The sequence below is a fragment of the Streptomyces fractus genome, from assembly GCF_049844455.1.
GTDB lineage: Bacteria > Actinomycetota > Actinomycetes > Streptomycetales > Streptomycetaceae > Streptomyces > Streptomyces fractus.
Genome location: NZ_JBMYHI010000002.1, coordinates 891992 through 909084 on the forward strand (window position 1 = coordinate 891992; position 17093 = coordinate 909084).

A 17093-nucleotide genomic window follows, 5' to 3' on the forward strand; every position below is an offset into this window, starting at 1 on the left:
CCCAAACGCTAATCATTTGCGTTAGTGGACCGTAGCGCCTACGGTCCACTAACGCAAACACGTTGCTTTTAGCGTTCGGCTCCCCGCTTCGTGCCGCTTCGAAGGATGGATCCTCATGACCACCACCCCCTCCTGGACCGTCGGTGACATCACCGTCCACCGAATCGACGAGACACCCCTGCCGCCCGCCATGGGACCGTGGCTGCTGCCCGGCGCCACCCCGGAGCTCGTCGCCCAACAGGACTGGCTGCACCCGCACTTCACGGACGCCGACGGCACCCTCCGCATCGACAGCCACACGTTCGCCCTCACCGTCGGCGGACTGCGCGTCCTCGTCGACACCGGTGTCGGCAACGGCAAGGAGCGGGCCAACCCCGCCTGGCACGACCTCAAGACCGACTACCTGCGAATCCTCACCGACGCCGGATTCCCTCCGGACTCGATCGACCTGGTGATCCTCACCCACCTGCACGCCGACCATGTCGGCTGGAACACACGGAAGGTGGACGACACATGGGTGCCCACCTTCCCCCACGCCCGCTACCTGACCTCCCGCACGGAGCGGGAGTTCTGGGCCGCGTACGACATGGACGAGGCGCGCGAGCAGATGTTCCGGGACTCCGTGATCCCGGTGGAGGAGGCGGGGCTGCTCGCCCTCGTCGACGTCCCCGCCGATGGCCTCACCGTCGCCCCCGGCCTGCGCCTGCTCCCGACGCCGGGACACACCCCCGGCCACGTGGCCGTCGAACTCACCGGTGACGGCGGCACGGCGCTCATCACCGGCGACTGCGTCCACCACCCCGTACAGCTCGCCCACCCGGACATCGGCGCCTGCGTCGACATCGACCCGCACCGGTCCGAGGCCTCGCGTCGCGCGCTGCTCGACTCGCTCGCCGACACGGACACGCTCGTCCTGGGCACCCACTTCGCACCACCCACCGCCGGCCGCGTCGTCACCCACGATGGCGCTTACCGACTCTGCCCCGTCCCTGCCGGCCCGCACCGGCCCGCTCCCCAACTGGCGTCGCCCACTTCCCCCACAGCCCCTCGGAAGGTCGAATGAGGAATTGATGATGAGAAATTGATCTCGCACGAGGACTCACACGAGGAACCGAACGAGGAACCGACCCGGTGGAGGCAGGCTCATGACGGACACACGGAAGCGGCTGCGGGAGACCCTCCGGGAGCGGTCGGCGGTGCTCGCGCCTGGTGTGTACGACGGGTTGTCGGCGTCGCTGACGGCCGGGGCGGGGTTCCGCGCCGCCTACATGTCGGGGGCCGCGGTGGCGGCGGCGAACGGGCTGCCGGACATCGGGCTCGCCACGCAGACCGAGATGGTGCGTCAGGCCGGGCTGCTCGCCGGGGTGTTGGACATCCCACTGATCGCCGACGCGGACACCGGGTTCGGCGACATCACCCACACGTACCGGACCGTGCAGCTCTACGAGAACGCCGGGGTCGCCGCGATCCAGTTGGAGGACCAGGAGTTCCCCAAGCGCTGCGGACACCTCGACGCCAAGCGCGTGGTGGACGCCGAGGAGTTCGCCGCGAAGATCGAGGCGGCGGCCGAGGCGCGCCGCGATCCGGACACCGTCCTCATCGCGCGCACCGACTGCCGTGCCACGCACGGTTTCGACGAGGCCGTGCGCCGGGTCAACCGGTACGTGGAGGCGGGCGCGGACATGGTGTTCGTCGAGGCGCCGCAGACCGTCGAGGAGGTGCGGCGGGTGCCGTCCGAGGTCGCCGCGCCCGCGCTCTTCAACCTCGTGCCCGGCGGCAAGACACCTGACGCGGATCTCGACGTGCTGCGCGAGGCCGGGTACGCGCTGGTCATCATGCCGCTCGTCAACGTGGGCAGCGCGGCGGCCGCGATGCGCGACGCGCTGACCCGCGCGGCGACCGGCGACCTCGGCACCGCCGGACAGCTGCCGGTGCGCGGGCTGTTCGAGTCCGTCGGGCTCGGGTTCTGGGAGGACCTGCGGGGCCGGTACGACAAGGGGGCGGGACCCCGCGCCTGACAGGCCCGGTTCAGCCCACCGGACCGGTGGCGGCCGCCACGCCGCCAGGCGCCAGCCGCTCCCGGATGCCGTCGAAGTGCGTACGCATCGCGGAACGGTGGTGCGCGCCGCCGCGGGCCGGGTGCCGGTGCTCGCCGGAATCATCGACACCACCACCCCGCGCGTCCTCGACCACGCGGCCCGGGCGGCGGAGCTGGGTGCCGACGGGCTCGTGGCCACCGCGCCGTTCTACACGCGCACGCACCCGCTGGAGATCGCCCGGCACTTCCGGCGCATCCGCGCGAGCGTCGACCTTCCGTTGTTCGCCTACGACTTGCCGGTGTCGGTGCACAGCAAGCTGTCCGCCGCGCTGCTGCGGGAGTTGGCGCAGGACGGCACGCTGGCGGGCGTCAAGGACAGCAGCGGCGACGAGGGCGGGCTGCGCCGTCTTATCGTCGAACTGGGCGGCAGGCACGGCCGGGAGACCGGCCCCGCGCCCGGCTTCAGCGTCCTCACCGGCTCCGAACTCACCGTGGATGCCGCCCTGTTGGCAGGGGTCGACGGCGTCGTACCGGGCATCGGGAACGTGGACCCGGCCGCGTACGTACGCCTCTACGAGGCCACCCGCGCCGGCGACTGGGACCTCGCGGCGAAGGAGCAGGAGCGGCTCGTCGAGCTGTTCGGCATCGTCGATGCCGGACCGGAGGAGGACATGGGGCGCAGCTCGTCGGCGCTCGGGGCCTTCAAGGGCGCTCTGCGGCTGCTCGGTGTCATCGACGGCGGCGACACAGCGTTCCCGCAGATCCAGCTGAGCGAGGCGTCGGTCGAGAGCGTCGCCGCGCGCCTTCGGGCCGCCGGGCTCGCGCCGATCCGATGAGTCCCGGGCCCTTTCCCGTGTCCGCTCCCGTCATCGGGCTCGACCTGGGCGGCACGAAGATCGATGCCGCTCTGGTGGGTCCTGACGGGTCCGTGCTCGACCGGCACACGAGGCCAACACCCGCCTCCGAAGGGCCCGTTGTCGTCCTCGGCGCCCTCGCCGGAGCCGCGCGGGCCGTCGACCACGGCGCGTGGGCCGTCGGTGTCGCCGCGGCCGGCGTCATCGACCCTCGTACGGGGGTGGTGACCGCCTCGACCGACACGATCCGCGGGTGGGCGGGCACCGCGCTCGGCGCAGGCCTCGCGGAGCGCACAGGACTCCCGGTCGCCTGCGACAACGACGTGCGGGCCACGGCCGGTCCCGAACTGGCCGCGCTCGGCGGCGACGCCACGCTGCTGTTCGTCGCCGTGGGTACGGGGGTCGGGGGCGCCGTCGCCGCGGGCGGCCGCATGCTGCACGGGGTCGCGGGCATCGCCGGCCACCTCGGGCACCTGCCGAGCCCCGAGGCCGCGGGGCTCCCGTGCACCTGCGGCGCGAGCGGACACCTGGAGGCCGTCGCGTCCGGGCCCGGCATCACGGCCCTGTACGAGCGGCTCACCGGGCGGCCCGTCGACCGCCTGCAGACGGTCGCCGAGCGTGCGGCGGCCGGGGACGGCGACGCGGTCCGGGCGATCACGATCGGCGCGACGGCGACCGGGCGCGCCCTCGGCGGACTCGCCAACGCGCTCGGCCCCGACCGTGTGGTGGTCGCGGGCGGCGTGCCCCGGATCGGACCGCTGTACCGGGACGCACTGGACCGCGCGTTCGCGGCTGAACTCATGCCGCTGCTACGCCACTTGAGGCCGATGGCGCCACGCGACGGCACGGACGCGGCCGTGCTCGGCGCCGCCGCGCTGACCGCGACCGCACCCCTCCACCGCCCCCGACACCAGAAGCAGAATCTGTGATGACTACCAGCACGCTCTCTCCCGCCGCCCTCGCCGAGGCCATCGCCGGCCGGCTGATCGTGTCCTGCCAGGCCCCGCCCGGCGACCCGATGCGCGAGACCTCCACGCTCGTCCGCCTCGCCCGGTCCGCCGCCGCGGGTGGCGCGGCCGCCATACGCGCCAACGAACCCGAGGTGGTGGCCGCGATCCGCGCCGCGGTCGATCTGCCCCTGATCGGCCTCTGGAAGGACGGCGACACCAGCGTCTACATCACACCGACCGTCCGGCACGCCGTGGCGATCGCCGAGGCCGGCGCCGACGTGGTCGCGGTCGACGCCACCGACCGCCCGCGCCCCGACGGCAGCACCTTCGCCGCGGCGGCCGAGGCCGTGCACGCGGCGGGAGCCCTGGTGATGGCCGATGTCTCGACGTTCGACGAAGGTGTCACCGCGGCGTCCGAGGGCGCCGATTTGGTGTCCACCACACTCTCCGGCTACGTACCCGGCACCCCGAAGCAGGCCGGACCGGACCTCGCCCTCGTCGCCGCGCTCGCGGGGGCCCTCGACGTTCCCGTGGTCGCCGAGGGCCGCATCCGTACACCGCAGGAGGCCGCGCAGGCACTCGCGCGCGGCGCCCACAGCGTCGTCGTCGGCACAGCCATCACCGCCCCCACCTCCCTGACCGCCCGATTCGTCGCAGGACTCACCCAGCACTGACACGCCACCGCCCGCGGCCCGTGCTCCATGCCGAGGCGGTCCGACATTCTGGAGACACCGTGCGCCACCAAACCCACGACACACGTCCCTGGTACCGCGAGGTGACCGGTACCCAGTGGAAGTCGTTCTTCGCCGCCTGGGTCGGCTACGTCCTGGACGGCTTCGATTTCGTCCTGATCACCCTCGTCCTCACGGAGATCAGTGACGACTTCGGGCTCAGCACGGTGGAGGGCGCCGGCCTGGTGTCCGCCGCGTTCATCACCCGGTGGATCGGCGGCGCCGTCCTCGGCGCCCTCGGTGACCGCTACGGCCGCAAGCTGTCGATGGTGGTCAGCATCCTGCTGTACTCCCTCGGCACGTTCGCCTGCGGTTTCGCCTGGGACTACACCAGCCTGTTCGTCGCGCGGCTCGCCATCGGCATGGGGATGGCGGGCGAGTACAGCGCCAGCGCGACGTACGCGATGGAGAGCTGGCCGACGCGTCTGCGCAACCGGGCGAGCGGGTTCCTGATCTCCGGGTTCTCGGTCGGTTCGGTGCTGGCCGCCGAGGTGTACAAGTGGGTGGTGCCGTCGCTGGGTTGGCGGTGGATGTTCTACCTCGGCATCGTCCCTATCGTGGTCGCGCTGTGGCTGCGCCGGGCGCTGCCGGAGGCCGCGGAGTGGAGCGAGACGGTCGAGCGGGGAACGACGAAACCGAACCCGTTCCGCCCACTCTTCTCGACGCCGTCCCGCGCGACGATGAACACGGTCCTGGCGGTGGCCGCGACAGTCTCCCTCTTCGCCGTCTTCACACCCATCGGGGCGGGGTACGTGCCCGCGCTCTCCGTCGTCGCGGGCGTCGGCCTCATCGCGCTCGCGGCGCAGCTGGGCGGGCGCCGCAACTGGACGCTGTACGTGGCGATGACCGTGACGGTGTTCTTCGCGTTCCTCTACACCTGGCCCATCCAGGCGCTGCTGCCGACCTACCTCAAGTCGGACCTCGGCTACTCCGCCGACCAGGTCAGCAACGCGATGTTCTTCGCGGGCTTCGGCACGATGGCGGGCTGCTGGCTCGCCGGGTTCGTCGGTGACTGGATCGGCACGAAGAAGGCGTACGCGCTCACGCTCATCGCGTCGATGGTGTTCGTCTTCCCGGTCTTCGCGGTCAAGGACAACCTCCTCCTGCTGGGCGCGCTCCTGTTCGTACTCCAGGGCCTCAGCTTCGGCATCTCCGGGCTGCTGCCGCGCTACATCGGCGGCCACTTCCCCACGGAGAACCGGGCGGCCGCGCTCGGCTTCACGTACAACGTGGGTGCGCTCGGCGGCGCCGTGGCCCCCGTCCTCGGCGCCTCACTGGCGTCCGGAATGCCCCTCGGCCGGGCCCTCGCCGTCCTCACCTTCGCCGGCACCATCATCGTGGTCGCCCTCGTCGGCCTCGACGTCCCGGCCCGCCTCAACCGCCTGACCGACCCGGACGCGACACACGACCACCTGGCGACCGACCTGCCGTCGCCGGTGGCGGACACCCCGCAGCCGAACGGGGTGGGCGGGGCCTGACGGACGGGGTGCGCCGCGCCGTCACCGACGGGCGCGGCGCACGCACCCGGCACCGTTGACGACCTCCACGGTGTCCAGGCTCCAGCCGACGACACCGTTTCCCATGCGCCCGAGTTCGACGAGCTGCTGGGACGTGTTGCGGGTGCCTCCCTGCCTTGCCGGCACCGCGCCGGGAGAACGCCAAGCGGTCCACCACCTCTCGACATCCGGCTGAGCTGAGGCGGTGCGGTTCACTTCGCGGCGGGGCGCGGTGTGAGCACGCAGCTGACCCGACAGGAGCACACCAAACGCCCCCGCCCGTCGGTGAGTTCCACGTTGTACGTGGCCATGGAGTTTCCCAGGTGCACGGCGCGGGCCCTGCCGTGAACCACTCCGTTACGGGCGGAGCGGTGGTGCGTGGCGCTGACCTCGACGCCCACCGCGCTGCGGCTGGTGCCCGCGTACATGGCGGCCGCGGTGGAGGCCAGTGTCTCGGCGAAGGCGATCGAGGCGCCGCCGTGAAGCAGGCCCAACGGCTGTGTGTTGCCCTCCACAGGCATGACGCCGACGACGTCTTGGGCATTGGCCTCCAGGAGCCGAATGCCCAGCTTCCAGTACAGGCCGCCGGCTCCGAGCCCGGCCTCTCGCATCAGGGTGCCGAGCTCCTCCGGCAGATCGTCGGGCAAGACCTTGCCCATGTCTTCGTGTACGTCGGTCCCGGCAGGCACGGTCATCGCGGCGGACTCCTCACAACAGTCGCGTTTGTGCGGACAGAGCCGCGACCGCCCCGCGTGGATACGGGCGCTCGGAAAATTCCTTGGTCGAAGCGCTCCGTGGTGTGCCCATGCGCTGCCCGGCACCACCGCCACGTATCTCGCGACGGTCTTCGGGGCTCTGTGTGGCTGGGCGTGCGCGCGCATGCCCGGGTATGTGCGTCCAGAAGAAGAGGAGTGTGGCGATGCACGAACGGAAACTCGCGGTCATTACTGGGGGTTCACGCGGCATCGGTGCGGCCGTGGCCGAGCGTCTGGCCGCCGACGGCTACAACGTGGCGTTCTGCTACCAGTCGAACCGGACGGCAGGAGCTCGGGTCGCAGAGGTCCTTCAGCGGCGCGGGGCACGCGTCCATCACGACGTGTGTGACGTCACCGACCCGGACGCGGCCGCTGCGTTCCTAGCCAAGGCGGAAGTCGAACTGGGGCCGGTGCAAGCACTGGTGAACTCGGCCGGCATCGTCCGGGACAACCCCATGGTCCTCATGCCGTCCGCCGACTGGCGGTCCGTGATCGACACGAATCTCAGCGGCACCTTCAACTTCTGCAAACCCGCCGCCTTCGCCATGATGAAGCGCAGGGCGGGAGTGATCGTCAACATGTCGTCCGTTGCCGGGGTGTTCGGCCACGCCCGGCAGAGCAACTACTCCGCGGCGAAGGCGGGGGTGATCGGGATGAGCAAGGCGCTGGCAAAGGAAGTGGCGCGCAGCGGCATCCGCGTCAACGTGGTGGCTCCCGGCTTCATCGAGACGGACATGACGGCGCACCTGACCGAGAAGGCGCGCCAGGAGGCGCTCAAGAGCGTTCCACTGCGCCGGTTCGGCACCCCCGAATCGGTCGCGGACATCACCGCGTTCCTCCTCTCCGACCGCGCCGACTACATCACCGGGCAGACGTTCCAGGTCGACGGAGGGATCACCTTGTGAGTGCCATCTCGCACGGGTCGGACGCAGGTGGCCCCGGGGCGGCGCTGCCCGCCGCCCCGCGGGGCGCCGCCCTTGCGGACGACGCCTTGCTCGCCGAGATTGCCGAGGAGGCTGGGACGGTCCCGGAGGTCGTACGCGAGTCCGTCCGCGCTCTCGGGCGCTCCTTGACGGTCCCGGTCGACCGGCAATGCGGCAACCGCGGAACAGCATTTCTTTGACTTGACAAATCAATCACATGACCAACTCTTGACAATTCGAAGGCAGCCAGGGTCCGCCTTGACAGTAGAAGACGGAACTGGTTAGGCTCGGCTGAAGAAAGTAGTTAGTACCTACTAAATCAACTCGCACGGGGGCCCAGCACAATGCGCGGAGATCTGCACGTACCGCCCGCCGATATTTCAAGTTCGAACGAAATCCCTCGGGGCGCAGCGGGCTCCGTATCCGCACCTCAGCCCACCCTCTGTGCGGCACGCTGAGGCACCGCCTCTTCCTGCGCCACCAATTGGAATTCTTCATTCCATTCATGGCTGCCGAGCCACGCGTTAATTGCGTGACAAGCTCTCACTGCTGATTTCCGCACCCCTGACGCCGATGTCGGGGTGGCGATCCGTGCGCTTTGCGAAATCCGTCTCCCTGCGCCCTCCTGCCAGAGGAACGCGATACGCACATCCACTTCTCCCGCATGTCCCACAGAGGGGAATCATGAGCGAGTCGTACGACGTCATCGTGAACGGAGCGAGCATCGCCGGGTGCACCGCAGCCGTCCTGTATGCCCGACGAGGGGCCAGGGTCGCCCTGCTGGAGCGCCGCTCCAACATGTCCGCCTACAAGGTGCTGTGCACGCACTACATCCAGGCCTGTGGGCACGCGACGCTTGCCGAACTCGGGGTGACCCGAGAACTGGAGGACGCGGGCGCGGTACCCAACTCGGCCCACTACTGGACGCGTTGGGGATGGATCCGCCCCGAGGACGACCCGCTCGAGCGCAGCCTGCCCTTCGGGTACAACGTCCGCCGCCAGACCCTGGACCCGATCCTGCGCCGGCTCGCCCAGGACACCGACGGCGTCGACCTGCTCCTGGGACACACCCTCGACCGAGTGCTCACCGAAGGCGGCCGGGTCGTCGGCGTCTCCACGACGTCGGGCGGCGCGCGCCGGGAGCTGCGTGCCCGGCTCGTCGTCGGCGCCGACGGGAAGGACTCCACCGTCGGCCAACTCGTCGGAGCCGCCGCCAAGCGCGTCGCCAACCAGCGCTTCAGCTACTTCGCCCACTTCAAAGGACTGCCACGCCCGAAGGGCGATGTGACGCTGTCATGGTTCCGCGAGCCCGACGTCGGCTACGCGATGCCGAACGACGGTGACATCACCCTGGTCGCGTGCATCCCGTCGAAGAGCAGCCTCCCCCGGTTCCGGGAGGATCTGGAGGGCTCCTTCCGGGCGTTCGTCAAGTCGCTGCCCGGCGCGCCCGATCTGGACCGGGGCGAACTCGTCGGCAAGATCGTGGGAACCGTCAACTACCCGCTGGTCTCACGCCAACCCACCGGCCCCGGTTGGGCGCTCATCGGCGACGCGGCTCTGACGAGCGACCCCTTGTGGGGTGTGGGCTGCGGCTGGGCGCTGCAGAGCGCGCAGTGGCTGGTCGACGAGACTTCGGCAGCCGTACGAGCGGCCGGTGAACTGGACCGCTCGCTGGCCGCCTACCGCGGCCGCCGCTCGAAGCTGAAGGGCTATCAGTTCCTGATCTCCGACTTCGCCTCGGGCCGGCCCTTCAACGCCGTCGAGAAGCTCATGTTCTCGGCGGCGGCGCGTGACCCCGGAATGGCCCGGCACTTCCACACGTTCGGCTCGCGTCTCATCGGGACCGGGTCCTTCCTGTCACCTTCTTCACTCACCAAGGCAACTCTGGTGAATCTCCGCCATCGGCTGCGCCCCGCCACCGCGGTGCCTGCCGGCGGCGTGTGATGCCCTGCCTGCGCACGACAGTCCCCCACCTCTCAGCGAAGGGAAACATCATGCCTCAGACCAGTCAGAACCTGTTTCAGGCGGAGAAGTTGGAGCAGCTGCGGACGATCGTCGTCCAGGTGCTGGAGCTCGGCCCCGACGAGCTGACGGAGACGAGCCACTTCGTCAACGACCACGACGCGGACTCGCTGCTGGCACTGGAGATCCTTGCGCGGATCGAACTCGACCTCGGTGTGTCCATTCCGCAGGAGGACCTGCCGGAGATGGTCACGCTGACGGCCGTCTACGACGTCGTCGCCCGTAACGCCGGCTGGGAGATACCCAATGCGTGAATCCACGTCATGCCGGGTGGTGGTGACCGGACTCGGCGCCGTCAGCAGCCTGGGGGTGGGTGCCCATGCCTTCGCGGCCGGCATCCGCGCGGGACGCAGCGGAGTCTCCCCCATCCGCGGGTTCGACGCCGGCGGCTTCCCGTACACCATGGCCGGAGAGGTGCACGACTTCGAACCGCGCAGCGTGCTGCGTCGCATCGACCCCGGGGAATGGGGCCGCAGCGGGCTGTTCGCCGCGTCGGCCGCCCGGCTGGCCCTTCAGGACGCCGGCATCGCCCCCCACATCGTCGCCTCGGCGCGGTCCGGCTCGACCATCGGGACGACCAGCGGGGAGTCTGCGGTCATCGAGCAGCTCACCGAGCAGTGGGTCAAGGACAGTTTCAAGCGCCTCGCCCCGGACGCCGTGCGCAAGGTCCCGGCGAACCGGATCGCGAACGCGGTCAACGCCGAGCTGGGGCTCACCGGGGACGCCCAGACCATCGCCACAGCCTGTTCGGCGAGCAACTACGCGCTCGGCTACGCCTACGACATGGTGCGCAGCGGCGAGGCGGATTTCATGGTCAGCGGGGGCGCGGACTCCATCAACCGCTGGGCCCACGCCGGGTTCTTCCGCCTTGGCGCCCTCGCCGAGTCGGTGTGCCGCCCCTTCGACGCGGACCGCAGCGGCATCCTGACCGCGGAGGGCGGCGTCGCGCTGTTCCTCGAGCCGCTGGAGCATGCCCGGGCCAGGGGCGCCCGGATCTACGCCGAGGTGCTCGGCTACGGCGTCAACTGCGACGCCCGGCATCCGGTGTCCCCCGACCCGAACAGCATCGCCGACTGCATCCGTGCCGCCCACCGCAACGCGGGGGTGGAGCCGGCGCAGATCGACTACATCTGCGCCCACGGCACCGGGACCCCGACGAACGACGCGACGGAGGTCAAGGCGGTGCGCGAGGTGTTCGGGGACCGACTGCCGCCGATCAGCTCCATCAAGTCCGCGATCGGGCACACCATGGGCGCGGCAAGCGGCTTCGGTGCGCTGATGTGCTGCCTCGCCCTGCACGAGGGGTTCTTACCGCCGACCGCGAACGTCAGCCGCACCGACCCGGCACTGGGCCCGGGGGTGGACCCGGTTCCCGGGGTCGCGCGTCCTGCCGCTCCCCGCATCGTGCAGAACCATGGATTCGCCTTCGGCGGGAACAACGCCATCACCATCCTGGGGAGGGCGGCGTGAGTACCTTGACCGCACCCGTCACCACCACCGTCGCCCCCCTGGTCATCACCGGAACCGGCGTGCTGTCCGCAGCCGGGCACGGCATCGAGACACTTCAACCGTCCCGCGCGGCGCATGAACCCGCGCCTGCGGACCTGTCCGAGATCGCCGACGATCTCCCGCCGATCGCCCTGCGCGCCGTGGCGGATCTCAACGCCGAGGACTATCTCGGCGGGAAGGGCATCCGGCACCTGGACCGCACCACCAAACTCGCGCTGGTGGCGTGTGCGCGGGCGCTGCGCGAACTCCCGGTGCCGCTCGCGGACGGCGACAAGCCGCGTACCGGTGTCGTGATCGGGACGAGCACCGGCAGCATCCGCAGCTCCAGCGAGTTCTCCCGGGACACGCTGATCCAGGACAAGCCGTATCTGGTTCGGGCCAACCTCTTTCCCAACTCGGTCATGAACTGCTGCGCGGGTCAGATCGCCATCAGGTCCGAGCTGCGGGGCGTCAACGCCACGATCGCCGGCGGTCGGCTGTCGAGCCTGAACGCGATCCGCTACGCCCGCAACGTCATCATGGGCGGCCATGTCGACCGGGTCCTGGTCGGTGGGGTGGAGGAGCTGTGCCCGCAGTCCGCCTGGGGGTGGCATGTGTCGAAGGCGCTCACGGCCACGGCCGCGGTCGGTGAGGGCTGCGCCGTATTCGTCCTCGAACCGCCCGAGTCGGCGGCGGCCGCGGGCCGTACGGCCCTGGCCGAGGTGCTGGCCTGCGAGGTCTCCTCGACCGGTGGGGAACGCGGCAGCCTGGCCTCGACATTGGCCCGGTGCGTCGAGCGGGCCCTGGCGCGCAGCGGGGTGTCTGCCGACCAAATCGGTGCGGTGTCCCTCGGCTGCAGTGGGCACGTCGGGCTCGAGCGGGTCGAGGAGCGGGGCCTGCGAGAGGCACTGGGGGTGCTCCCCGGCCGTGTCCTGCGCGTCACCCGGCAGTTGGGCGAGACCTTCAGCGCCGGCGGATCGCTCCAGCTCGCCTCGGTGCTGGCATCCTGGCAGGAACCGGGGAATGACGGCGAGGTCGCCGTGGTGACCTCCCTCGCCTCGGACGGACACGTCGGCTGTCTGGTCGTGCGCCACCCCTCCCCCCGTCTGCCCGAGTGAGCGGGGGGACCCGGACGTGGCACACATGGCCCCAGCCGACGCGGACGTGGCGGATCTGGTGACCGCATGCCTCGATGGGGACCAGCGGGCGTGGGTACAGCTCGTGGACCAGTTCACCCCGATGGTGTGGACGATCACGCGCTCGCACCGCCTCTCCCCCGTCGACTGTCAGGATGTGTACCAGCTCACCTGGATGCGGGCCGTTCAGTACCTCCCGCAGCTGCGGGAGCGCGCCCAGGTGGCGGCGTGGCTGGCCACCACGGCCCGCCGCGAGTGCCTCAAGCACATCCAGCGGGGCAGGCGTCTGGTCCCGGTGGGCGACAGCCCCCTGTTCGACACGTACGAACGGGAGACGGAGCACCCGGACGAACCGGTCCTGCGACGCGCGGAGGCCGGCGAGGTGCTCGACGCCTTTCGGCAACTGCCCAGCCGGGACCAGGAGTTGCTCGGCGTCCTGCTGGCAGACCCGCCGCCGAGCTACGACGAGGCAAGCCGGCTGCTCGGGCTGCCGCGTGGGTCGCTCGGCCCGCTGCGGCGGCGCGCCCTGGCCCGGTTGCGCGGACTGCTGGAGGCCCGCACCCAGTGACCGGACGACGGCACAGGACTGGGCCGTAAAAAAGCGCCGACCTCCCGAAGGGTCCGTCCAGCGGAGCCCTTCGGGAGGCCGGCGCAGCTCGGCCGGGGGGGTGCGGCTACGCGACGATGCCGCGTTGGCCCGTCACCGAGTACACCTTCCGGATCCGGCCCGCGCCGTCGCACTCGAAGACGTCGGTCCCGCCGACGACACGGTCCGGGCCGATCCGCAGGTCCCACAGCGAGACGGCGAAGTCGGCGCCGGGAGTGAGCAGGTTCCGGACGAGCGAGAACTCGAGGTCGTTGTTCAGGGACGCCCGGAAGTCATGGACAAATGAATTGAGTTGGGCGGGTCCGAGGATGTCGTCCCCGTTGTGGGTCGAGGCATCGCGGCCGAAGAAGATCGAGAAATCCGGGGAGCAGATCTCGTCGGCAAGGTCGAGCGCTCCGTTCCACATGTCGTTCCACAGGGTGAGGGTCTTCAACTCGATCATGTCTGGTTCCACCGTTCTGTTCTTTGGCGGCGCAGGAACGCCGCCTCTCTGGCCTTCGCCACCTGTGCAGCGCGGCATCGCACGGTCGTGAAGGCGTGTGCCGCGCCGGCGAACACGTCGAGTTCGGTCGGCGCGCGGGTGCGCCACTTCGCCTCCATGGCGAGCGTCTGCAGAAGCAGCGCGTCCTCGGTGCCGACGCAGAAGCGGGCGGGCGGCACGCCGGGCAGCTCGGCACGCAGGGGCGAGGCGTCCGCCCGCTCCGCGCGCCCCGCATCGGGCATGAGCAGCGCGAGCGCGCGCTCCAGGCCCGTGGTGAGGTCGAAGGCTCCATAGTTCAGCGAGACGGCGGAGAACGGCTGCCTGCCGAGCCGCCGGGGCAGCTCGACGGCGGCCATGGCGGCCAGGTGTGCCCCGGCGGACTCGCCTCCGACGGCCAGGAACGGCAGGCCGTCGTCCGTGGGCCCGGCCAGCGCCTGGGCCACCGCAAGGACGTCCTCCAGGCAGGCCGGGTAACGGTGCTCGGGCGCCATCCGGTAGCCGACCGACGTGACCGTCAACTCGCTCTGGTCCGCCAGTCGTTGGAGCGTCGCATCGTGCATGGTGTGGCTGCCCAGGCACCATCCGCCGCCGTGCAGGTGCAGGTACCGCCCGTGTGACCGGGTCCGGGGGGCGAACGAGCGGACGGGTACCTGCTCGATGGTGGCATCGTGCGCGCTCGTCTCGGTGGTGTCACTGCCGAATCGGACGGTCTCGCGGTACTGGGCGAAGGTCATACCGGCAGGCACCTGGTAAAGCGTCGTCAGCCGGGACTTCAGCAGCTCACCGACGCGCAAGGACTCCTGGGCGTACTCGTGCCCGATGGTCGCGAGCGCCTCGGTGGCTTCGGGGCGTGTGGTCATCGCGCCGCCGCCAGGGCCACCACGGTGGACTGGCTGCCCAAGGCGAACGCGAAGGACAGCGCCGCGGTCAGCTCGGCTTCGCGCGGGCCGCCGAAGACTGAGTCGAGACCGCATTCGGCGTCGGGGCGGCTGCTGTTGCCCGTGGGCGCGATCGTCCCGGAGTCGAGCATGCAGGCCGTGGCTGCGATGTTGACGAGCGCGGAGGCGCCGAAGAGGTGGCCGTAGACAGGTTTGACCGAGGTCAGCGGGACGTCGGTGTACTCGCCGAAGACACGGCGGACGGCCCTGCTCTCGGCGAGGTCGTTGGTGCGCGTGCCGGTTCCGTGGCCGCAGACATGACCGATGTCGCCGACGGACAGGTCGGCCTTCTTGATGACCCGCTCCGCGAGCGCCGCCGTCTTCTCCCCCGACAGCTCCATGGTGGTGGGGTGTGCCGCTTCGTTGGCCACGCCGGTCGCCAGCACGAGCGCGTAGATGTGCGCGCCGCGCGCGACCGCGTCGGCCTCCCGCTCGAGGACGAGTGCGACGGCTCCCTCCCCGAGAGCGGTGCCGTCGCGGTCGGCGTCGTAAGGGCGGATCGAGTCCTGCGGCGTCGTGCCGGCACTCAGTACCCGGGAGGCCGGATCGGTGTAGACGCGCAGCAGGTCCGCGGTGAGCGGGAACTCATGGCCGGCCACGATCATGACGTCGGCCTCGTCCGCGTGCAGTTCGGCGGCCGCGGTGCGCAGCGCGTGGGTCCCACCGACACAGGCCGACGACACGGTCGAGACATAGCCCTGGACGCCGGTGCGGATGGCCGCGATGCCTGCGGGCGCGCCGGGCAGCCCGCCCAGGACGCGGCCGATCCCGGACGCCGAGGCGAATTCGCGTTCCCACCACTGCAGCGGTCCGCGCGAGGAGGAGGCGATGATGCCCGTACGGTGCGGATCGACGTCGCGGACTCCCGCGTCCACCAGCGCTTCGTCGATGCCTGCGAGGGCCGCGAGGATCTCCCGCGAGTACTTGCGCGCGTGCTTGGGGTCCAGTCCCTCGACCACGGGCTCGTGCGTGAGTTGACCGGCCATCACGGTCGGCACACCGAGGTCGTGGAACGCCCTGTACGCGCTGAGCGTCGATGTTCCGGCGCGCACGTGGCGCCAGAAGTCCCGGGCGGTGCGCACTCCGCCCGGCAGGGTGAACCCCATGCCGGTGATCGCGAGGCGGGTCATGCGGCACGCTCCTCGGGAACCTGGAGCACGGCGCAGGTGTAGGAGTAGCCGCCGCCTGCGCCCAGGACGAGCATGATGTCGCCCGGCGCCATGTCGTGTGCGGCCTCGGCATCGGCGAGGTTGGCGAGGAAATCGCCCGCACCCAGGTGCCCCGTCTCGCTGTAGCGGCACTCGATGCGGTCGCTGTACTTCTCCTCGATCGGCCCGATCATCAACTCGCGCACCTTGTCGCTCAGCCGGGGCGCGAGAACCTTGACGATCCTCGGGTCTCCTGGCGCCAGACGGGCGCTCGCGAGGGCCTTGTCGACCGCGTCGGTGATGCACTCGTGGGAGACCGCGCGCAGGCGGGGTCGGCCGCCCTCGTCCGAGAACTTCTCCGTCGGCATGGCGTTGAGGTACGGCACGGGCGCCTGGTGCGGGCCGAAGCCGTCGTAGTCGTCGCGGGTGCGCCACAGTTCGGGAGCGGCGGTGTGCTCTATGGCCAGGAGGTGGAAGGCGTCGCCGGGGTCGGGCGTGCCCACCACCGCCGCCGCCGCGCCGTCGCCGTAAGCCAGCATGACGTGACTGCGCCAATGGTCGACAGCCGGGGCGGTGAACCGGTCCGCGGCCACGATCAGCGCATGCGTCCGGCCGTCCAGGCACAGCTGTCCGGCGGCTAGGGAGAAGGACATGGCGGCGCCGTTGCAGGCCTGCTGGATGCCGACAGGGGTGCACGAGCGCGGCAGGCCCAGTCCCTCCGCAACACAGTGCGCGGCGGTGAAGAAGGGGTTGCCCTGGTAGTTCGTCCACGCGTACGCCAGCAGCCCGATGCCGTCCGTGGGTACGCCGGACGCGGTCAGCGCGGCTCGGCCGGCGGCCACGGCCATCGCAGGCGCGGACTCCGTTTCCCAGGACCGGCCGATGTGCAGGGTCACATCACCGTGCCGGGCCGCCTGTTCTGCGGTGAGGTTCCCGCCGCGCACCTCGTCCTGTGGGGTGCGTGTCTTGTCCGGGAACCAGCCGCGTGCCGCCCGTATCCCGAGGATCGGCCGGACCGTTGGTGTCTGCAGTGCCATGGATGCTCCTGAGGGATCTGGTCGGGATGCCTGTCCGGTGGGCTCAGGTCGTCTTGGTGACGGCTCCTTGGGACCAGCACTCGGTGATCTGCAGCGACTCGTCGACCTGGAAGATGTCGACGCCGACGAAGAGCACGTCCTCGCCCGGGACGTCGTAGGGCCAGCCAGTGGCGCCGGTCCAGGTGCCGGTGCCCACCCAGCGGAAGGCGAAGCGGCGGCGGGCTGGGTCGACGAACGGGCCCAACTGCGTTGCGTAGCGCAGTCCGTCGAACTTTCCGGAGAAACCGGAGACCCACTCGGACATCTGTGCCGGGCCGGAGATCTTCGACGGGTCGATCGTGGCGCCCACGTCGGGCAGGTGCAGCAGGTACCTGTCCGGGGAAATGATCTCGTGGGCGACATCGGAGTTCTCGTTCCACATGCGCAGCCACTTGTTCCATATCGCCTGCGCGGCAGCCGTGTTGAGCGTGAGCATGCGACGACCTCCTT

General features: G+C 70.6%; 19 protein-coding genes. 12 read left to right on the plus strand and 7 right to left on the minus strand.

Annotated features, from left to right (window positions below; translation table 11 throughout):
* Nucleotides 1-115 precede the first annotated feature (115 nt).
* The 6 genes from ACP4E5_RS06135 to ACP4E5_RS06160 all read left to right on the plus strand — a co-directional run bounded on the left by ACP4E5_RS06135 (nt 116) and on the right by ACP4E5_RS06160 (nt 6051).
* Nucleotides 116-1063: an MBL fold metallo-hydrolase gene (locus ACP4E5_RS06135; RefSeq protein ID WP_425825701.1), complete on the plus strand. Its 948-nt coding sequence runs from the start codon at nt 116-118 to the stop codon at nt 1061-1063.
* Between the two features lie 82 nt (nt 1064-1145).
* The gene (locus tag ACP4E5_RS06140; RefSeq protein WP_425825702.1) at nt 1146-2018 is read left to right on the plus strand and encodes an isocitrate lyase/PEP mutase family protein; all 873 of its coding nucleotides are present in this window, start codon (nt 1146-1148) and stop codon (nt 2016-2018) included.
* 76 nt (nt 2019-2094) lie between these two features.
* Nucleotides 2095-2874, plus strand: coding sequence for a dihydrodipicolinate synthase family protein (locus ACP4E5_RS06145; protein ID WP_425825703.1), 780 nt, complete (start codon nt 2095-2097; stop codon nt 2872-2874).
* On the plus strand, nt 2871-3821 hold the full coding sequence (locus ACP4E5_RS06150; RefSeq protein ID WP_425825704.1) for an ROK family protein: 951 nt from the start codon (nt 2871-2873) through the stop codon (nt 3819-3821). The genes ACP4E5_RS06145 and ACP4E5_RS06150 overlap by 4 nt, the downstream gene beginning before the upstream one ends.
* The gene (locus ACP4E5_RS06155) at nt 3821-4516 is read left to right on the plus strand and encodes an N-acetylmannosamine-6-phosphate 2-epimerase (RefSeq protein ID WP_425825705.1); all 696 of its coding nucleotides are present in this window, start codon (nt 3821-3823) and stop codon (nt 4514-4516) included. The genes ACP4E5_RS06150 and ACP4E5_RS06155 overlap by 1 nt, the downstream gene beginning before the upstream one ends.
* Nucleotides 4517-4575: 59 nt before the next feature.
* Nucleotides 4576-6051: a sialate:H+ symport family MFS transporter gene (locus ACP4E5_RS06160; RefSeq protein WP_425825706.1), complete on the plus strand. Its 1476-nt coding sequence runs from the start codon at nt 4576-4578 to the stop codon at nt 6049-6051.
* Nucleotides 6052-6072: 21 nt separating this feature from the next.
* On the opposite strand, the gene ACP4E5_RS06165 is transcribed toward ACP4E5_RS06160, so the two are convergent.
* Both ACP4E5_RS06165 and ACP4E5_RS06170 read right to left on the minus strand, forming a co-directional pair.
* Nucleotides 6073-6216, minus strand: coding sequence for a hypothetical protein (locus tag ACP4E5_RS06165; protein ID WP_425825707.1), 144 nt, complete (start codon nt 6214-6216; stop codon nt 6073-6075).
* A 65-nt stretch (nt 6217-6281) separates the two neighbouring features.
* Entirely contained in the window at nt 6282-6764 is a 483-nt protein-coding gene (locus ACP4E5_RS06170; protein ID WP_425825708.1) for a PaaI family thioesterase, read from the minus strand.
* 224 nt (nt 6765-6988) lie between these two features.
* On the opposite strand from ACP4E5_RS06170, the gene fabG reads away from it, so the two are divergent.
* The 6 genes from fabG (at nt 6989) to ACP4E5_RS06200 (ending at nt 12961) form a co-directional block, all read left to right on the plus strand.
* Complete coding sequence (gene fabG, locus ACP4E5_RS06175) at nt 6989-7729, plus strand: 3-oxoacyl-[acyl-carrier-protein] reductase (protein ID WP_425825709.1); 741 nt, start codon at nt 6989-6991, stop codon at nt 7727-7729.
* 702 nt (nt 7730-8431) lie between these two features.
* Nucleotides 8432-9691 carry an NAD(P)/FAD-dependent oxidoreductase gene (locus ACP4E5_RS06180; RefSeq protein WP_425825710.1) on the plus strand — a complete coding sequence of 420 codons (1260 nt, stop codon included), beginning with the start codon at nt 8432-8434 and terminating at the stop codon, nt 9689-9691.
* Nucleotides 9692-9741: 50 nt separating this feature from the next.
* Nucleotides 9742-10023, plus strand: coding sequence for an acyl carrier protein (locus ACP4E5_RS06185; RefSeq protein WP_425825711.1), 282 nt, complete (start codon nt 9742-9744; stop codon nt 10021-10023).
* Complete coding sequence (locus ACP4E5_RS06190) at nt 10016-11239, plus strand: beta-ketoacyl-[acyl-carrier-protein] synthase family protein (RefSeq protein WP_425825712.1); 1224 nt, start codon at nt 10016-10018, stop codon at nt 11237-11239. The genes ACP4E5_RS06185 and ACP4E5_RS06190 overlap by 8 nt, the downstream gene beginning before the upstream one ends.
* Entirely contained in the window at nt 11236-12375 is a 1140-nt protein-coding gene (locus ACP4E5_RS06195; RefSeq protein WP_425825713.1) for a beta-ketoacyl synthase N-terminal-like domain-containing protein, read from the plus strand. Before ACP4E5_RS06190 ends, ACP4E5_RS06195 begins: the two co-directional genes overlap by 4 nt.
* A gap of 25 nt (nt 12376-12400) precedes the next feature.
* Nucleotides 12401-12961 (plus strand): RNA polymerase sigma factor, encoded by a 561-nt coding sequence (locus ACP4E5_RS06200; RefSeq protein WP_425825714.1) that lies wholly within the window; start codon nt 12401-12403, stop codon nt 12959-12961.
* Nucleotides 12962-13067: 106 nt separating this feature from the next.
* Here ACP4E5_RS06200 and ACP4E5_RS06205 read toward each other — a convergent pair whose 3' ends face one another.
* Genes ACP4E5_RS06205 through ACP4E5_RS06225 form a run of 5 tightly spaced genes read right to left on the minus strand, consistent with a single transcriptional unit; the run spans nt 13068 to nt 17079 of the window.
* The gene (locus tag ACP4E5_RS06205) at nt 13068-13442 is read right to left on the minus strand and encodes a hypothetical protein (protein WP_425825715.1); all 375 of its coding nucleotides are present in this window, start codon (nt 13440-13442) and stop codon (nt 13068-13070) included.
* Nucleotides 13439-14341 carry an alpha/beta hydrolase fold domain-containing protein gene (locus ACP4E5_RS06210; RefSeq protein WP_425825716.1) on the minus strand — a complete coding sequence of 301 codons (903 nt, stop codon included), beginning with the start codon at nt 14339-14341 and terminating at the stop codon, nt 13439-13441. The genes ACP4E5_RS06205 and ACP4E5_RS06210 overlap by 4 nt, the downstream gene beginning before the upstream one ends.
* On the minus strand, nt 14338-15549 hold the full coding sequence (locus tag ACP4E5_RS06215; RefSeq protein ID WP_425825717.1) for a beta-ketoacyl-[acyl-carrier-protein] synthase family protein: 1212 nt from the start codon (nt 15547-15549) through the stop codon (nt 14338-14340). Before ACP4E5_RS06215 ends, ACP4E5_RS06210 begins: the two co-directional genes overlap by 4 nt.
* Nucleotides 15546-16604, minus strand: coding sequence for a 3-oxoacyl-[acyl-carrier-protein] synthase III C-terminal domain-containing protein (locus ACP4E5_RS06220; RefSeq protein ID WP_425825718.1), 1059 nt, complete (start codon nt 16602-16604; stop codon nt 15546-15548). Before ACP4E5_RS06220 ends, ACP4E5_RS06215 begins: the two co-directional genes overlap by 4 nt.
* 43 nt (nt 16605-16647) lie before the next feature.
* The gene (locus ACP4E5_RS06225) at nt 16648-17079 is read right to left on the minus strand and encodes a hypothetical protein (protein ID WP_425825719.1); all 432 of its coding nucleotides are present in this window, start codon (nt 17077-17079) and stop codon (nt 16648-16650) included.
* Nucleotides 17080-17093: the final 14 nt, after the last annotated feature.

Bases quoted from the DNA above. Each gene is read 5' to 3' on its own strand.
- ACP4E5_RS06135 (WP_425825701.1), top strand. From the start codon at position 116: ATGACCACCACCCCCTCCTGGACCGTCGGTGACATCACCGTCCACCGA.
- ACP4E5_RS06140 (WP_425825702.1), top strand. From the start codon at position 1,146: ATGACGGACACACGGAAGCGGCTGCGGGAGACCCTCCGGGAGCGGTCG.
- ACP4E5_RS06150 (WP_425825704.1), top strand. From the start codon at position 2,871: ATGAGTCCCGGGCCCTTTCCCGTGTCCGCTCCCGTCATCGGGCTCGAC.
- ACP4E5_RS06155 (WP_425825705.1), top strand. From the start codon at position 3,821: ATGACTACCAGCACGCTCTCTCCCGCCGCCCTCGCCGAGGCCATCGCC.
- ACP4E5_RS06170 (WP_425825708.1), bottom strand. From the start codon at position 6,764: ATGACCGTGCCTGCCGGGACCGACGTACACGAAGACATGGGCAAGGTC.
- fabG (WP_425825709.1), top strand. From the start codon at position 6,989: ATGCACGAACGGAAACTCGCGGTCATTACTGGGGGTTCACGCGGCATC.
- ACP4E5_RS06180 (WP_425825710.1), top strand. From the start codon at position 8,432: ATGAGCGAGTCGTACGACGTCATCGTGAACGGAGCGAGCATCGCCGGG.
- ACP4E5_RS06185 (WP_425825711.1), top strand. From the start codon at position 9,742: ATGCCTCAGACCAGTCAGAACCTGTTTCAGGCGGAGAAGTTGGAGCAG.
- ACP4E5_RS06190 (WP_425825712.1), top strand. From the start codon at position 10,016: ATGCGTGAATCCACGTCATGCCGGGTGGTGGTGACCGGACTCGGCGCC.
- ACP4E5_RS06200 (WP_425825714.1), top strand. From the start codon at position 12,401: ATGGCCCCAGCCGACGCGGACGTGGCGGATCTGGTGACCGCATGCCTC.
- ACP4E5_RS06205 (WP_425825715.1), bottom strand. From the start codon at position 13,442: ATGATCGAGTTGAAGACCCTCACCCTGTGGAACGACATGTGGAACGGA.
- ACP4E5_RS06210 (WP_425825716.1), bottom strand. From the start codon at position 14,341: ATGACCACACGCCCCGAAGCCACCGAGGCGCTCGCGACCATCGGGCAC.
- ACP4E5_RS06215 (WP_425825717.1), bottom strand. From the start codon at position 15,549: ATGACCCGCCTCGCGATCACCGGCATGGGGTTCACCCTGCCGGGCGGA.
- ACP4E5_RS06220 (WP_425825718.1), bottom strand. From the start codon at position 16,604: ATGGCACTGCAGACACCAACGGTCCGGCCGATCCTCGGGATACGGGCG.
- ACP4E5_RS06225 (WP_425825719.1), bottom strand. From the start codon at position 17,079: ATGCTCACGCTCAACACGGCTGCCGCGCAGGCGATATGGAACAAGTGG.